Source organism: Pseudomonas palmensis (genome assembly GCF_017848315.1).
GTDB classification, from domain to species: Bacteria; Pseudomonadota; Gammaproteobacteria; order Pseudomonadales; family Pseudomonadaceae; genus Aquipseudomonas; species Aquipseudomonas palmensis.
On the sequence record NZ_JAFKEC010000010.1, the window covers coordinates 93479 to 107776 of the forward strand.

Annotated in this window: 15 protein-coding genes; 9 read left to right on the forward strand and 6 right to left on the reverse strand. The window is 64.7% G+C overall.

Going from position 1 to position 14298, the window contains the following annotated elements; translation table 11 throughout:
- Positions 1-7: 7 nt before the first annotated feature.
- The 3 genes from JZZ72_RS08705 to JZZ72_RS08715 form a co-directional block, all read right to left on the reverse strand.
- A complete protein-coding gene (locus JZZ72_RS08705; RefSeq protein ID WP_043862654.1) occupies positions 8-1666 on the reverse strand; it encodes a cation acetate symporter in 1659 nt (552 codons plus the stop codon).
- Positions 1663-1974, reverse strand: a complete 312-nt coding sequence (locus tag JZZ72_RS08710; RefSeq protein ID WP_043862653.1) for a DUF485 domain-containing protein — start codon at positions 1972-1974, stop codon at positions 1663-1665. Before JZZ72_RS08710 ends, JZZ72_RS08705 begins: the two co-directional genes overlap by 4 nt.
- Before the next feature lie 191 nt (positions 1975-2165).
- Positions 2166-3014, reverse strand: a complete 849-nt coding sequence (locus tag JZZ72_RS08715) for a glycine betaine ABC transporter substrate-binding protein (protein WP_054915868.1) — start codon at positions 3012-3014, stop codon at positions 2166-2168.
- Between the two features lie 176 nt (positions 3015-3190).
- On the opposite strand from JZZ72_RS08715, the gene JZZ72_RS08720 reads away from it, so the two are divergent.
- Positions 3191-4744, forward strand: coding sequence for a glycoside hydrolase family 17 protein (locus tag JZZ72_RS08720; protein WP_210014297.1), 1554 nt, complete (start codon positions 3191-3193; stop codon positions 4742-4744).
- A 91-nt stretch (positions 4745-4835) separates the two neighbouring features.
- On the opposite strand, the gene JZZ72_RS08725 is transcribed toward JZZ72_RS08720, so the two are convergent.
- Positions 4836-5198 (reverse strand): hypothetical protein, encoded by a 363-nt coding sequence (locus JZZ72_RS08725; RefSeq protein WP_043862650.1) that lies wholly within the window; start codon positions 5196-5198, stop codon positions 4836-4838.
- A gap of 240 nt (positions 5199-5438) precedes the next feature.
- On the opposite strand from JZZ72_RS08725, the gene JZZ72_RS08730 reads away from it, so the two are divergent.
- Positions 5439-6737 (forward strand): serine/threonine protein kinase, encoded by a 1299-nt coding sequence (locus tag JZZ72_RS08730; protein ID WP_043862649.1) that lies wholly within the window; start codon positions 5439-5441, stop codon positions 6735-6737.
- Positions 6730-7515: an MlaA family lipoprotein gene (locus JZZ72_RS08735; RefSeq protein ID WP_054915870.1), complete on the forward strand. Its 786-nt coding sequence runs from the start codon at positions 6730-6732 to the stop codon at positions 7513-7515. Before JZZ72_RS08730 ends, JZZ72_RS08735 begins: the two co-directional genes overlap by 8 nt.
- Before the next feature lie 3 nt (positions 7516-7518).
- On the opposite strand, the gene JZZ72_RS08740 is transcribed toward JZZ72_RS08735, so the two are convergent.
- Positions 7519-8685 (reverse strand): patatin-like phospholipase family protein, encoded by a 1167-nt coding sequence (locus JZZ72_RS08740; protein WP_043862647.1) that lies wholly within the window; start codon positions 8683-8685, stop codon positions 7519-7521.
- A gap of 114 nt (positions 8686-8799) precedes the next feature.
- Positions 8800-9720 carry a lipid A biosynthesis lauroyl acyltransferase gene (locus JZZ72_RS08745; RefSeq protein WP_043862646.1) on the reverse strand — a complete coding sequence of 307 codons (921 nt, stop codon included), beginning with the start codon at positions 9718-9720 and terminating at the stop codon, positions 8800-8802.
- A 120-nt stretch (positions 9721-9840) separates the two neighbouring features.
- Between JZZ72_RS08745 and minC the strand changes: the two genes are divergently transcribed.
- From minC to JZZ72_RS08775, 6 genes are all read left to right on the forward strand, one after another.
- Complete coding sequence (gene minC / locus JZZ72_RS08750) at positions 9841-10593, forward strand: septum site-determining protein MinC (RefSeq protein WP_370409160.1); 753 nt, start codon at positions 9841-9843, stop codon at positions 10591-10593.
- Between the two features lie 98 nt (positions 10594-10691).
- Positions 10692-11504, forward strand: coding sequence for a septum site-determining protein MinD (gene minD / locus JZZ72_RS08755; protein WP_054915873.1), 813 nt, complete (start codon positions 10692-10694; stop codon positions 11502-11504).
- A gap of 3 nt (positions 11505-11507) precedes the next feature.
- Positions 11508-11762 (forward strand): cell division topological specificity factor MinE, encoded by a 255-nt coding sequence (minE, locus tag JZZ72_RS08760; protein WP_019693048.1) that lies wholly within the window; start codon positions 11508-11510, stop codon positions 11760-11762.
- A 96-nt stretch (positions 11763-11858) separates the two neighbouring features.
- Positions 11859-12494: an RluA family pseudouridine synthase gene (locus JZZ72_RS08765; protein ID WP_054914663.1), complete on the forward strand. Its 636-nt coding sequence runs from the start codon at positions 11859-11861 to the stop codon at positions 12492-12494.
- 145 nt (positions 12495-12639) lie between these two features.
- Positions 12640-13929 carry a M18 family aminopeptidase gene (locus JZZ72_RS08770; protein ID WP_054914664.1) on the forward strand — a complete coding sequence of 430 codons (1290 nt, stop codon included), beginning with the start codon at positions 12640-12642 and terminating at the stop codon, positions 13927-13929.
- Between the two features lie 170 nt (positions 13930-14099).
- The gene (locus JZZ72_RS08775; RefSeq protein WP_167400231.1) at positions 14100-14264 is read left to right on the forward strand and encodes a hypothetical protein; all 165 of its coding nucleotides are present in this window, start codon (positions 14100-14102) and stop codon (positions 14262-14264) included.
- Positions 14265-14298 lie beyond the last annotated feature (34 nt).

Genomic DNA, 14298 nt, shown 5'->3' on the forward strand with positions numbered 1-14298 from the left:
TCAGGACTCAGTGCGAAACAGCACCGCTTGCCCCCAGGCCGGTTTGCGACCGGACAAACTGCGGGAAGAACAGCGCACGCTCGTCATCCGCTGCCTTGGACTTGTCGGTAACCGAGAAGAACCAGATACCGGCAAAGGCAATCAGCATCGAGAACAGCGCCGGGTACTCATACGGGTAGATGGCTTTCTCGTGACCCAGGATCTGCACCCAGATGGTCGGACCGAGCACCATCAGGCCCACCGCACTTACCAGCCCCATCCAGCCGCCGATCATGGCGCCACGGGTGGTCAGCTTCTTCCAGTACATCGAAAGCAGCAATACCGGGAAGTTGCAGCTGGCCGCGATCGAGAACGCCAGGCCGACCATGAACGCGATGTTCTGGCTTTCGAACAGGATACCCAGGCCGATGGCCAGCACACCCAGTGCGACGGTGGTGATCTTCGACACGCGGATCTCGTCCTTGTCGTTGACCTTGCCCTTGCGCCATACGCTGGCATACAGGTCATGGGACACCGCCGAGGCACCGGCCAGGGTCAGGCCGGCAACCACTGCCAGGATGGTGGCGAAGGCCACTGCCGAGATGAAGCCCAGGAAGATGCTGCCGCCCACGGCGTCGGCCAGGTGCACCGCAGCCATGTTGTTGCCGCCCAGCAAGGCGCCTGCTGCGTCCTTGAAGTCCGGGTTGGTGCTGACCAGCAGGATCGCGCCGAAGCCGATGATGAAGGTCAGGATGTAGAAGTAGCCGATGAAGCCGGTTGCATACAGCACGCTCTTGCGCGCTTCCTTGGCGTCGCTCACGGTGAAGAAGCGCATCAGGATGTGCGGCAGGCCAGCGGTACCGAACATCAGCGCCAGGCCCAGCGAGAACGCGGAGATCGGGTCTTTGACCAGGCCGCCCGGGCTCATGATCGCCTCACCCTTGGGGTGAACCTTGATCGCCTCGGAGAACAGCGCATTGAAGTCGAAGTTGACGTGCTTCATCACCATCAGCGCCATGAAGCTGGCACCGGACAGCAGCAGCACCGCCTTGATGATCTGTACCCAGGTGGTTGCGAGCATGCCGCCGAACAGCACGTACATGCACATCAGGATACCCACCAGGATGACCGCCACGTGGTAGTCCAGGCCGAACAGCAGCTGGATCAGCTTGCCGGCGCCGACCATCTGCGCGATCAGGTAGAACGCCACCACCACCAGCGAGCCGGAGGCTGACAGGGTGCGGATCTGCTTTTGCCCGAGGCGATACGAGGCCACGTCGGCAAAGGTGTACTTGCCCAGGTTGCGCAGGCGTTCGGCGATCAGGAACAGAATGATCGGCCAGCCCACCAGGAAGCCGATCGAGTAGATCAGGCCGTCGTAGCCGGAGGTGTATACCAGTGCGGAAATACCCAGGAAGGAGGCTGCCGACATGTAGTCGCCGGCAATCGCCAGGCCGTTCTGGAAGCCCGTGATTCGCCCGCCTGCGGCGTAGTAGTCAGAGGCCGACTTGTTACGCTTTGAAGCCCAGTAGGTGATGCACAGGGTGGCACCGACGAAGGCGACGAACATCAGGATCGCCGAGACGTTCAGGGGTTGTTTGTGCACCTCGCCGGTCAGGGCGTCGGCGGCCCAGACGGCAGGCGCGAAAGCGCCAAAGGCCAGTGTTGCCAGTAGACGCCGGATCATTGCTGAGCCTCCTTCAGGATCGCGTTGTTCAGCTCGTCGAACTCACCATTGGCACGACGTACGTAGATGCCGGTCAGCACGAAAGCCGAAACGATCAGACCCACACCCAGCGGGATACCCCAGGTAATCGAGGAGCCGGGGCTGAGCTTGGCACCCAGAATCTGCGGGCCGTAGGCAATCAACAGGATAAAGGCGGCGTAGAGGCCGAGCATGATCGCCGAGAGAATCCAGGCGAAGCGTTCACGTTTTGAAACCAGCTCCTTGAACCGCGGGCTGTTTTGTATCGAGAGATAAATGCTGTCGTTCATTGTTTTTGTCCTCGCAGCACAGATTGGGTAGTACCACGCCACTTTATGCTGCCTTGGGACGCACTCCAGACGACCTTAGTCTTAGATGTAAAACTCTTTTACCGGCTACGTAACAGCCGCCCATGCAAAGGGCCGCGCGGTGGCAAAACACCGCGCGGCCCTGGAAGGTGCCAGATAGAGGCCTTAGGCCATTATTTTGCGGTCCACTCGGCGACCCGCTCGGGGTGCTTGGCGACCCACTCCTTCGCCGCAGCGTCCGGCTTTGCGCCTTCCTGAATGGCCAGCATGACTTCGCCGATCTCGTCCTTGGATTGCCACGAGAACTTCTTCAGGAACGCTGCGACTTCCGGCGCCTTCGTATCGAGTTCCTTGCTGCCGATGCTGTTGACCGTCTCGGCGGCGCCGTACACGCCTTTGGGGTCTTCGAGAAAGCGCAGCTTCCACTTGGCGAACATCCAGTGCGGCACCCAGCCGGTGACCACGATGGGCTGCTGCTTGGCGTAGGCGCGCCCCAGTTCAGAGGTCATGGCAGCGCCGGAGCTGGCCTGCAGCTTGTAGCCGGCAAGGTCGTAGTCCTTGATCGCCTGGTCGGTCTTGAGCATCACCCCGGACCCGGCGTCGATGCCGACGATCTTCTTCTTGAAGCCGGCATCGCTTCCGAGGTCGGCGATCGACTGCGCCTTGACGTATTCGGGCACGATCAGGCCAATCCTGGCGTCCTTGAAGTTGGGGCCGTAGTCGACCACGTTGTCCTTGTTCTTGGCCCAGTATTCGCCATGGGTCACCGGCAGCCAGGCCGACAGCATCGCATCGAGCTTTCCGGTGGCCACCCCCTGCCACATGATGCCGGTGGCCACCGGCATCAGCTTGACGTCATAACCGAGCTTCTGCTTGATCACCTCGGCCGCCACATGGGTGGTCGCCACGCTGTCGGACCACCCATCGACGTAGCCGATGCTTACTTCCTTGGCCATGGCCAGGCTGGTGCCCATGGCCAGTATCAGGGCAGTGCCCGCCCCCAGGAGTCGTCGCATTTTCATCAAAGCATCCCCTCGTCACGTCACGGAACCTGCATCATCAACCGCCACTGGCGGCCAACCTGCTCTGTCAGCGACGTCGAAACATCGAGAAACGACATCACAACGCCAGCCAGGCCCGCTACCGGCCGGCATTTGCAGGTAGTATTGGCGGCTTTGTTTCCTGACCGGTCCGCGCCATGCCCTCGACTGCCCGCTTCCCGCTGCTGCCCTACCTGTTTGCCTGCCTGCTTGGCCTGTTCGCGTTGGGCGGGCTCTGGTACGGGCTCGGCAAGCCGGTATCGCTGCCGGACGCCGCCAGCCCCACGCACAAGTTGCAATGCGTCTCCTACACGCCCTTCGACAAGGACCAGTCGCCGTTCGACCAGCCCTTCACCCTGCGTCCGGAGCGCGTGGAGGCTGACCTCGCCCTGCTTGCACAGCGCTTCGAATGCATCCGCACCTACTCGATGACGGGCCTGGAAGCGATCCCGCAGCTGGCGCGCAAGTACGGCCTGAAGGTGATGTTCGGGGCCTGGGTGAGTGCCGACCCGCTGGTCACGGCCAAGGAGATCAAGGCCCTGATCGCCACCGCCAATGCCAACCCGGACATCACCCGCGCCGTGATCGTGGGCAACGAGGTGCTGTTGCGCAAGGAAGTGACGGGCGATCACCTGGCCGATCTGATCCACCAGGTGAAAAGCCAGGTGCAGGTACCGGTGACCTACGCCGACGTGTGGGAGTTCTGGCTGCAGCATCCACAGATCGCGCCGCAGGTGGACTTCGTGACCATTCACCTGCTGCCCTACTGGGAAGATGATCCCAAGGGCATCGACGATGCGCTGGCCCACGTAGGCGAGATCCGCCAGGTGTTCGGCAACCGCTTCGCGCCCAAGGACGTGATGATCGGCGAAACCGGCTGGCCCAGCGAAGGGCGCCAGCGCGAGACCGCCCTGCCCAGCCGGGTCAACGAAGCGCGCTTCATTCGCGGGTTCGTCGCCATGGCCGAGCAGAATGGCTGGAATTACAACCTGATCGAAGCCTTCGACCAGCCGTGGAAGCGCGCCAGCGAAGGCGCGGTGGGCGGTTACTGGGGGCTGTACGATGCCGACCGGCAGGACAAGGGCATACTCGAAGGCCCGGTGAGCAACCTGCCGTTCTGGCCGCAGTGGCTGGGCATCGGCGTGCTGCTGTTCGCCGCCACCCTGGCCCTGGCCGGGCCGGTGCGCGGCGTGCGTGGCGCCCTGGCGCTGCCCTTGCTGGCCGCACTGGGGGCCGCCAGCCTGGGGTTGTGGGGCGAGCTGGTACGGGTCAACAGCCGCTTCGTTGGCGAGTGGTTGTGGGCCGTGCTGCTGGCGGGGCTCAACCTGGTGGTACTGGCCCATGGCGCGCTGGCGCTGGCACAGCGCAGTGGCTGGCGTGAGCGCCTGTTCGCCTGGCTGCAGGCGCGTGCCGGCTGGTGGGTGATGGCGGCCGGCTTCGCGGCGGCGGTGAGCATGCTGGCGCTGGTGTTCGACCCGCGCTACCGCAGCTTCCCGAGCCCGGCGCTGGTGCTGCCGGCGGTGGTGTACCTGCTGCAACCGGTGCGGGTAGCGCGCGCCGAGGTGGCCTTGCTGACCTTCATCGTCGGCGCCGGGATTGCGCCGCAGCTGTTCATCGAGGGCTTGAGCAGCCAGCAGGCGCTGGTGTGGGCCCTGGTGAGCGCGCTGATGACCGCGGCGCTGTGGCGCTGCCTGCGGATCAGGCAGGGCTGAGCGTCGGCTCTTCGCCGGCAAGGCCGGCTCTGCAGGGAGGCGTTGAACCCGATAGGCGCCGGCCTTGCCGGCGAACGATACAGCGTAAGCCTCAGGCCGTGCGCCGCACCAGCCGCAACCCCGCCAGCACCAGCGCGAACGCCGCCAGGCTCACGGTGTACAGCGCCAGTGCCGGCAGCCCGAACACCAGGGACAGCACCGCCAGCCACCAGCCGGCCCGACGCGGCACCAGCGTCGCCACCACGGCCAACCCCAGGGCGACCCAGCCCAGCACCCGCAAGTGGATCATCAGGCCCAGCGTGGCGCGCAACTGGCACTCCCAGCTCACCTGGGGCGAGCTGCACACACCGACCCACCTGACATCCTCCATGAAGCCGTAACGCACCCCATAGCAGGCCGCAGCCCACAGCGACAGGCACACAAGCAAGGCAATCAGCGGCAAACGGCGGGACATGACAACTCCGGAAACAGGAAAACGGCGCCCAGCATAATCCCCCACCGGGCCTGTGCAAGGCAAAAGCGGCGGCCTGAGCTACTTTTATCAGCAAAGAAACAAAACCCGCTGTTGCCCTGGCACTGGCCCGCACGGCAACATCGGGGACGGTAAATGCCGGGGCACAAGGCAACTTTGCCGATAGCACGAGTGTCCTAGCCTGCAGTACACACTTTGCCTTGCCTTTCCTGGGGATCCGTCATGCTTCGATCACTGCGCCTTGCTGCCCTGCTGGGTGGCCTCTTGATGAGTGCGGCCGCGTCTGCGGTGGATGTCGATGCGGCCACCTATGGCTACCCGCTGACCAATCCCTTCGAGGCGACGATCGCCTCCACACCGCCCGACCTGCGCCCCGAACTGCCGACCGACGATGACATCGATCAGTCCGACTACAGCCTCAACCTGCGCCCCGAACGCGAGTTCACCCTTCCGGACAACTTCTGGGCGGTCAAGAAGCTGCGCTATCGCCTGGCCCGACAGGACCACGAGGCGCCGCTGATCTTCCTGATCGCCGGTACCGGCGCGCCCTACACCAGCAGCCTCAACGAGTACCTCAAGCGCCTCTACTACAAGGCCGGCTACCACGTGGTGCAGCTGTCCTCGCCCACCAGCTTCGACTTCATCAGCGCCGCCTCGCGCTTCGCCACCCCGGGCGTGAGCGCCGAAGACGCCGAAGACCTGTACCGGGTGATGCAGGGCGTGCGCGCCCAGCACCCGCGCCTGCCTGTCAGCGAGTACTACCTCACCGGCTACAGCCTCGGTGCCCTCGACGCAGCCTTCGTCAGCCACCTGGACGAAACCCGGCGCAGCTTCAACTTCAAGCGCGTGCTGCTGCTCAACCCGCCGGTCAACCTCTACACCTCGATCAGCAACCTCGACAAGCTGGTGCAGACCGAGGTCAAGGGCGTGAACAACAGCACCACCTTCTATGAACTGGTGCTGACCAAGCTCACCCGCTACTTCCAGCAAAAAGGCTACATCGACCTCAACGACGCACTGCTCTACGACTTCCAGCAGTCGCGCCAGCACCTGAGCAACGAGCAGATGGCGATGCTGATAGGCACCTCGTTCCGCTTCTCGTCCGCCGATATCGCCTTTACCTCCGACCTGATCAACCGCCGCGGCCTGATCACCCCGCCCAAGTACCCGATCACCGAAGGCAGCAGCCTCACGCCGTTCTTCAAGCGTGCGCTGCAATGCGACTTCGACTGCTACCTGACCGAGCAGGTCATCCCCATGTGGCGCGCGCGCACCGATGGCGGCAGCCTGCTGCAACTGATCGACCAGGTGAGCCTGTATGCCCTCAAGGACTACCTGCAAAACAGCCCGAAAATCGCCGTGATGCACAACGCCGACGATGTGATCCTGGGCCCCGGCGACATCGGCTTTCTGCGCAGCACCTTTGGCGACCGCCTGACCCTGTACCCGCATGGCGGGCACTGCGGCAATATCAATTACCGCGTCAACAGCGACGCGATGCTGGAGTTTTTCCGTGGTTAAAAAACTTCTGATCGTGACGGCGTTGCTCGCCGCAGGCCTGGTACAGGCCGATGAGATCCCGGCGCGAGCCAGCGTGATCGAAGCCGACGGCTTCACCGATCCGCTCAAGGAACTCAAGTTCAACCCCGGCCTGGACCAGCGCGAGTTCGAGCGTTCGACCCTGACCGCGCTGAACGTCTACGACCCGTTCGAGTCGGTGAACCGCCGGCTGTACCACTTCAACTACCGCTTCGACCAGTGGGTGTTCCTGCCGGTGGTCAATGGCTACCGCTACATCACCCCAAGCTTCGTGCGCACCGGGGTCAGCAACTTCTTCAGTAACCTGGGCGATGTGCCCAACCTGCTCAACAGCCTGCTGCAGTTCAAGGGCAAGCGCTCGATGGAGATCACCGCGCGCCTGCTGTTCAACACCACCCTGGGCGTCGCCGGCCTGTGGGACCCGGCGACCAAGATGGGGCTGCCGCACCAGAGCGAAGACTTCGGCCAGACCCTCGGCTTCTATGGCGTGCCGGACGGCCCGTACCTGATGCTGCCGATCCTGGGCCCGTCGAACCTGCGCGACACCGGCGGGCTGGTGGTGGACTACAGCGCCGAGAACTGGATCAACTTCCTCAACATGGCCGAGGTCAGCAGCGACAACCCGGAGGTCTGGGTACTGCGCGCCATCGACAAGCGCTATACCACCAGCTTTCGCTACGGCCAGCTGAACTCGCCGTTCGAGTATGAAAAGGTGCGATACGTGTACACCGAGGCACGCCGCCTGCAGATCGCCGAGTAGCGCTCAGGGCCGGGGCAGCGGCAGGCCGAGAAAGCGGCACAGCTCGCCCTGCTTGGTCAGCGCGTCGCGCCGGCCCAGTTCGATCAGCTCGCTGCAATAGCCGGCTTCGAACAACAGGTAGCTGAGCACCCCGGCGCCGCTGGTCTTGGTCGCCCCCGGGCCGCGCAGGAACATGCGCAGCGCGGCGGGCAGTTCGCGCCGATGGCGGGCGGCGATCTCGTCCAGCGGCTGGCTGGGCGCAACCACCAGCACCTCCACCGGGGCCAGGCCCAGGCGCCGGGGCTGCACATCGCTGGGCAGCAGGTGGCTCAGGTGGTTGAGCCGCTGCAACAGCTCCAGGTCGTCTTCCAGGCTGTCGATGAACGTGCTGTTGAGCAGGTGCCCGCCGATCTGCGCCAGGCTCGGCTGCTTGCCGCTGAACACCCGCTCGCGTGGATCACCCGGCGTCGGCCCCTGGGGGTTGCCGCTGACCCCCACCACCAGCACGCGGTTGGCGCCCAGGTGCAGCGCCGGGCTGATCGGCGCCGACTGGCGCACCGCACCGTCACCATAGAATTCGTGGCCCAGCCTGATCGGCGCAAACAGCAACGGGATGGCCGAACTGGCCAGCAGGTGCTCGACGCTCAGGCGGGTCGGCATGCCGATGCGTCGATGGCGCAGCCACGGGTCGATGGCGCCCTTGCCCTGGTAGAAGGTCACCGCCTGGCCCGACTCGTAGCCGAACGCGGTCACCGCCACCGCGCGCAGGTGCTGCTGGTCGATGGCATGGCCGATGCCGTCCAGGTCCAGGTGCTGGTTGAGCAGTTTGCGCAGCGGCGAGCTGTCGAGCAGCGCCACCGGTACCTGGGCCCCCAGGCCCAGCAGGCTGTGGCCGACGAAGCGGCTGGCCTGGCGGATCACCCCGGGCCAGTCGCTGCGCAGTACCTGGTGGCTGCGAAAGCCCTGCCAGAAGCCGGTGAGGCGGCGGATGGCGTCGGCAAAATGCATCGCACCGCTGGCCAGGGTCACCGCATTGATGGCCCCGGCCGAGGTGCCGACGATCACCGGGAACGGGTTGCCGGCGCCGGCGGGCAGCAGGTCGGCGATGCCGGCGAGCACGCCGACCTGGTAGGCGGCACGGGCGCCACCGCCCGAGAGAATCAGGCCGGTGACCGGTTGGGGTGCTGGCATGGGGTACTCCCTGAGATCCCTATCGACTGCATCGCGGGCCAAGCCCGCTCCCACAGGTTTGTGGCTACCCTTGTGGGAGCGGGCTTGACCCGCGATAGCCACCCCACGATTGTCCTAGTACAGCTTGGGCGCCCCCGGCGGGCGCGACTTGAAGCGTCGGTGTGCCCACAGGTACTGCTCGGGGCATTCACGCAGCACCGACTCGATCCACTGGTTGATGCGCAGACAGTCGGCCTCTTCGCTCTCCCCCGGAAAATCCTGCAGCGGCGCATGGATCACCAGCCGGTAGCCACTGCCGTCCGCCAGGCGCTGCTGGGTGAACGGGATCACCCGCGCCCGCCCCAGGCGGGCGAACTTGGTGGTGGCGGTCACGGTAGCCGCCTCGATCCCGAACAGCGGCACGAACACGCTCTGCTTGGCGCCGTAGTCCTGGTCGGGCGCATACCAGATGGCGCGCCCCGAGCGCAGCAGCTTGAGCATGCCGCGCACGTCCTCGCGCTCCACGGCCAGCGAGTCGAGGTTGTGCCGCTCGCGCCCACGGCGCTGCACGAAGTCGAACAACGGGTTCTTGTGCTCGCGGTACATGCCATCGATGGTGTGTTCCTGGCCCAGCAGCGCCGCACCGATCTCCAGCGTGGTGAAGTGCAGGGCCATCAGGATGGCCCCCTGCCCGTCACGCTGCGCCGCCTGCAGGTGCTCCAGCCCCTCGATGTGCGCCAGGCGCGCCAACCGGGCCTTTGGCCACCACCAACTCATGGCCATTTCGAAGAAGGCGATGCCGGTGGAGGCGAAGTTTTCCTTGAGCAGACGGGTTCGTTCGACAGACGGTAATTCGGGGAAACACAGTTCCAGGTTGCGCGCAGCAATGCGTCGACGGTCACCGGCAACACGGTACATCAGCGCGCCCAGCAGGCGGCCCAGCACCAGCAAAGCCCGGTAGGGCAGCTGCACGATCAGCCACAGCAGGGCCAGGCCCAGCCACAGCGGCCAGAAGCGTGGATGAAGAAAATAAAGGCGAAAACGCGGGCGATCCATTAAACATTCCGCAAAGACGATGGCCGGGCATTCTACAACGGTTCGCTGCGGGTTGCGGCTAACCGGCGTTCTCGTTATAAGTCTGAGCACTTTTTCGTAACAAGCTGCCTTATGCCAACCATGAGCCAAACCCAGACGCCAGACCAAGCCCCCGTGTTCCAGCTCAAGGGCAGCATGCTCGCCATCACGGTGCTCGAGCTTGCGCAGAACGACCTCGAAGGCCTCGATCGGCAACTGGCGGCCAAAGTCGCCCAGGCCCCCAACTTCTTCAGCAACACCCCGCTGGTGCTGGCGCTGGACAAGCTGCCGGCCGGCGAAGGCGCGGTCGACCTGCCCGGGCTGATGCGCGTATGCCGCCACCATGGCCTGCGTACCCTGGCCATTCGCGCCAGCCGTATCGAGGACATCGCCGCCGCCATTGCCATCGACCTGCCGGTGCTGCCGCCGTCCGGTGCCCGCGAACGTGCGCTGGAGCCTGCGGTGGAGGTGCCACCGGCGCCCAAGCCCGAGCCGGCCCCGGCCCCGCCGCCGGAGCCTGCGGTAAAACCGACAAAAATCATCACCTCGCCGGTGCGTGGCGGCCAACAGATCTATGCTCAGGGCGGCGACCTGGTGGTACTGGCTTCGGTCAGCCCCGGTGCGGAACTTCTGGCCGATGGCAACATCCATGTTTACGGCGCGATGCGCGGTCGCGCCCTCGCCGGTATTAAGGGCAATACCAGGGCACGTATTTTCTGTCAGCAGCTGACCGCCGAAATGGTCTCGATCGCCGGGCAGTACAAGGTGGCCGAAGACCTGCGTCGCGACCCGTTGTGGGGGGCCAACGTGCAGGTCAGCCTGTCCGGTGACGTGTTGAACATCACCCGTCTTTAACGGATACTTGCCGCCATTTTCAGCGCAACTTTTCCATATGTTGCCGGTTTGGATATTTCTGGGACCTCAACGTCCTTTTTCTTTAGGGGTGATACACCTTGGCCAAGATTCTAGTGGTTACATCCGGCAAGGGTGGTGTGGGTAAGACCACCACCAGCGCCGCTATCGGTACCGGCCTTGCACTGCGCGGCCACAAGACGGTCATCGTCGACTTCGACGTCGGCCTGCGTAACCTCGATCTGATCATGGGCTGCGAACGCCGCGTGGTGTACGACTTCGTCAACGTGGTCAACGGCGAAGCCAACCTGCAGCAGGCCCTGATCAAGGACAAGCGCCTCGAGAACCTGTACGTGCTGGCCGCCAGCCAGACCCGTGACAAGGATGCGCTCACGCTCGAAGGCGTGGAGCGGGTCCTGATGGAGCTCAAGGAGCAATTCGAATACGTGGTCTGCGACTCGCCGGCCGGTATCGAGAAAGGCGCCCACCTGGCCATGTACTTCGCCGACGAAGCCATCGTGGTGACCAACCCGGAAGTCTCCTCGGTACGTGACTCGGACCGCATGCTGGGCCTGCTGGCCAGCAAGTCGCGACGCGCCGAGAAGGGCGAAGACGCGATCAAGGAACACCTGCTGATCACCCGCTACCATCCAGAGCGCGTGAGCAAGGGCGAAATGCTCGGTGTCGAGGACGTCAAGGAAATCCTCGCCGTCGCGCTGCTGGGCGTGATCCCCGAATCCCAGGCGGTGCTCAAGGCATCCAACCAGGGCGTGCCGGTGATCCTCGACGACCAGAGCGATGCCGGCCAGGCCTACAGCGACACCGTCGACCGCCTGCTGGGCAAAACCGTGGAACACCGGTTCCTCGATGTACAGAAGAAGGGATTCTTCGAGCGCCTGTTTGGAGGCAACTGACCAATGAACCTTTTTGACTTCTTTCGTGCCAACAAAAAAGTAAGCACCGCGTCGGTCGCGAAAGAGCGTCTACAGATCATCGTGGCGCACGAGCGCGGCCAGCGCAGTACTCCGGACTACCTGCCAGCCTTGCAGAAGGAACTGGTCGAGGTGATCCGCAAGTACGTCAACATCGGCTCGGATGATGTGCACGTCGCTCTGGAGAACCAGGGCAGCTGCTCCATCCTGGAACTCAATATCACCCTGCCCGATCGTTGATCGGCGCACAGGGGTAACCTGCCACGGCGGCGGCCGGGCCCGGGCTCATACAGCCCGGGCCCGGCCGCCGCCGTTGGCGTTTGCAGAGAACACGCAATGCCGCTGTCCAACGTTCACATCCTTCACCAGGATGCCGCCATCCTGGTGGTCAACAAGCCGACCCTGCTGCTGTCCGTGCCGGGGCGCGCCGACGACAACAAGGATTGCCTGATCACCCGCCTGCAGGAAAACGGCTACCCCGACGCCCTGATCGTGCACCGTCTGGATTGGGAAACCTCGGGGATCATCCTGCTGGCGCGCGACGCCGACAGCCACCGCGAGCTGTCGCGCCAGTTCCATGACCGTGAAACCGAGAAGGCCTACACCGCACTGTGCTGGGGCCAGCCTGCGCTGGACAGCGGCAGCATCGACCTGCCGTTGCGCTACGACCCGCCCACCAAGCCACGGCACGTGGTGGACCACGAGCAGGGCAAGCATGCGCTGACCTTCTGGCGCATCGTCGAGCGCTGTGGCGATCATTGCCGGGTGGAGCTCACGCCGATTACCGGGCGTTCACACCAGTTGCGCGTGCACATGCTGTCGATCGGGCATCCGCTGCTGGGGGATCGACTGTACGCCTACCCCGAGGCCCTGGCGGCGCATGAGCGGTTGTGCCTGCATGCCAGCATGCTGAGCTTCACCCACCCGGTGAGCGGCGAACGACTGCGCTTCGAGTGCCCGGCGCCGTTCTGATACACCGCGGCGCGGCCATCGCGGGTCAGCCCGCTCCCACAACGATCACCCTGAACGCTGTGGGAGCGGGCTTGCCCCGCGATAGGGCCCACGCAAATCCGTGATCAATACGTTAAACTCGCGCCACTGCTGTCTGGAGTGACCTATGCGCGATGCACTGAACCAAGGCCTGATCGACTTTCTCAAGGCCTCCCCCACGCCGTTCCACGCCACCGCCAGCCTGTCGCAGCGCCTCGAGGCCGCCGGCTACCAGCGCCTGGACGAACGTGACAGCTGGGCCACCACGCCCGGCGGACGCTACTACCTGACCCGCAACGACTCCTCGATCATCGCCATCAAGCTCGGCCGCCATTCGCCGCTGCTCGACGGCATTCGCCTGGTCGGCGCCCACACCGACAGCCCCTGCCTGCGCGTCAAGCCACAGCCCGAACTGCAACGCCAGGGCTTCTGGCAGCTGGGCGTGGAAGTCTACGGAGGCGCCCTGCTGGCCCCCTGGTTCGACCGCGACCTGTCGCTGGCCGGGCGCGTGACCTTCCGCCGCGACGGCAAGGTCGAAAGCCAGCTGATCGACTTCAAGCAGCCCATCGCGGTGATCCCCAACCTGGCGATCCACCTCAACCGCAGCGCCAACGAAGGCTGGGCGATCAACCCGCAGACCGAGCTGCCACCGATCCTGGCCCAGGTGGCCGGTGACGAGCGCGTCGACTTTCGCGCCCTGCTCACCGAGCAACTGGCCCGCGAACATGGCCTGAACGCCGACGTGGTGCTGGACTACGAGCTGAGCTTCTACGACACCCAGGACGCCGCCGTGGTCGGCCTGCATGGCGACTTCATCGCCGGCGCGCGGCTGGACAACCTGCTGTCGTGCTACGCCGGCCTGCAGGCCCTGCTGGCCGCCGACAGCGACGAGACCTGTGTACTGGTGTGCAACGACCACGAAGAGGTCGGCTCCAGCTCCGCCTGCGGCGCCGACGGCCCGATGCTGGAACAGACCCTGCGCCGCCTGCTGCCCGACGGTGACGATTTCGTCCGGGCCATCCAGCGCTCGCTGCTGGTGTCGGCCGACAATGCCCACGGCGTGCACCCCAACTACGCCGACCGGCACGACGGCAACCACGGGCCCAAGCTCAACGCCGGCCCGGTGATCAAGGTCAACAACAACCAGCGCTACGCCACCAACAGCGAAACCGCCGGTTTCTTCCGCCACCTGTGCATGGCCGAGGAAGTGCCGGTGCAGAGCTTCGTGGTGCGCAGCGACATGGGCTGCGGCTCGACCATCGGCCCGATCACCGCCAGCCACCTGGGTGTGCGCACGGTGGACATCGGCCTGCCGACGTTTGCCATGCACTCGATCCGCGAGCTGTGCGGCAGCCAGGACCTGGCGCACCTGGTCAAGGTGCTGACCGCGTTCTACCTGAGCCGCGATCTGCCCTGACCTGACAGGCCTGCGCCCACAGCACTGCGGTGATCGCCAAACAGGCGCCGTACCTGTGGGCGCTGGCTTGCCAGCGAAGAGGCCACGACTGACCCCCATCAACCCGCGCGCAAACATTTGGCGCTATGCTTGCCCATCATTACACCTCCTACAGCATAAGGACCTTGCGCATGTCCGAGTTTCAAACGATGTTCCTCCCGGTGATCGCCGGGTTGATCCTGCTCACCGTCGGCTTCAGCATGCGCGAGCGCAACAGCGGGGTGCTGATGATGTGGATCGGCATGCTGGGCATCCTGGGCATCATGGTGTGGAAGATCCTCGAGAAACTCACCTGACAAATGCTCTACACTCGGGCGATTGAGTGTTCGA

Coding starts and splice junctions, on each gene's coding strand:
- minC (WP_370409160.1), top strand. CDS start 9,841: ATGAGCCAAACCCAGACGCCAGACCAAGCCCCCGTGTTCCAGCTCAAG.
- JZZ72_RS08720 (WP_210014297.1), top strand. CDS start 3,191: ATGCCCTCGACTGCCCGCTTCCCGCTGCTGCCCTACCTGTTTGCCTGC.
- JZZ72_RS08730 (WP_043862649.1), top strand. CDS start 5,439: ATGCTTCGATCACTGCGCCTTGCTGCCCTGCTGGGTGGCCTCTTGATG.
- JZZ72_RS08745 (WP_043862646.1), bottom strand. CDS start 9,720: ATGGATCGCCCGCGTTTTCGCCTTTATTTTCTTCATCCACGCTTCTGG.
- JZZ72_RS08770 (WP_054914664.1), top strand. CDS start 12,640: ATGCGCGATGCACTGAACCAAGGCCTGATCGACTTTCTCAAGGCCTCC.
- JZZ72_RS08765 (WP_054914663.1), top strand. CDS start 11,859: ATGCCGCTGTCCAACGTTCACATCCTTCACCAGGATGCCGCCATCCTG.
- JZZ72_RS08740 (WP_043862647.1), bottom strand. CDS start 8,685: ATGCCAGCACCCCAACCGGTCACCGGCCTGATTCTCTCGGGCGGTGGC.
- JZZ72_RS08715 (WP_054915868.1), bottom strand. CDS start 3,014: ATGAAAATGCGACGACTCCTGGGGGCGGGCACTGCCCTGATACTGGCC.
- minE (WP_019693048.1), top strand. CDS start 11,508: ATGAACCTTTTTGACTTCTTTCGTGCCAACAAAAAAGTAAGCACCGCG.
- JZZ72_RS08725 (WP_043862650.1), bottom strand. CDS start 5,198: ATGTCCCGCCGTTTGCCGCTGATTGCCTTGCTTGTGTGCCTGTCGCTG.
- JZZ72_RS08710 (WP_043862653.1), bottom strand. CDS start 1,974: ATGAACGACAGCATTTATCTCTCGATACAAAACAGCCCGCGGTTCAAG.
- JZZ72_RS08775 (WP_167400231.1), top strand. CDS start 14,100: ATGTCCGAGTTTCAAACGATGTTCCTCCCGGTGATCGCCGGGTTGATC.
- JZZ72_RS08705 (WP_043862654.1), bottom strand. CDS start 1,666: ATGATCCGGCGTCTACTGGCAACACTGGCCTTTGGCGCTTTCGCGCCT.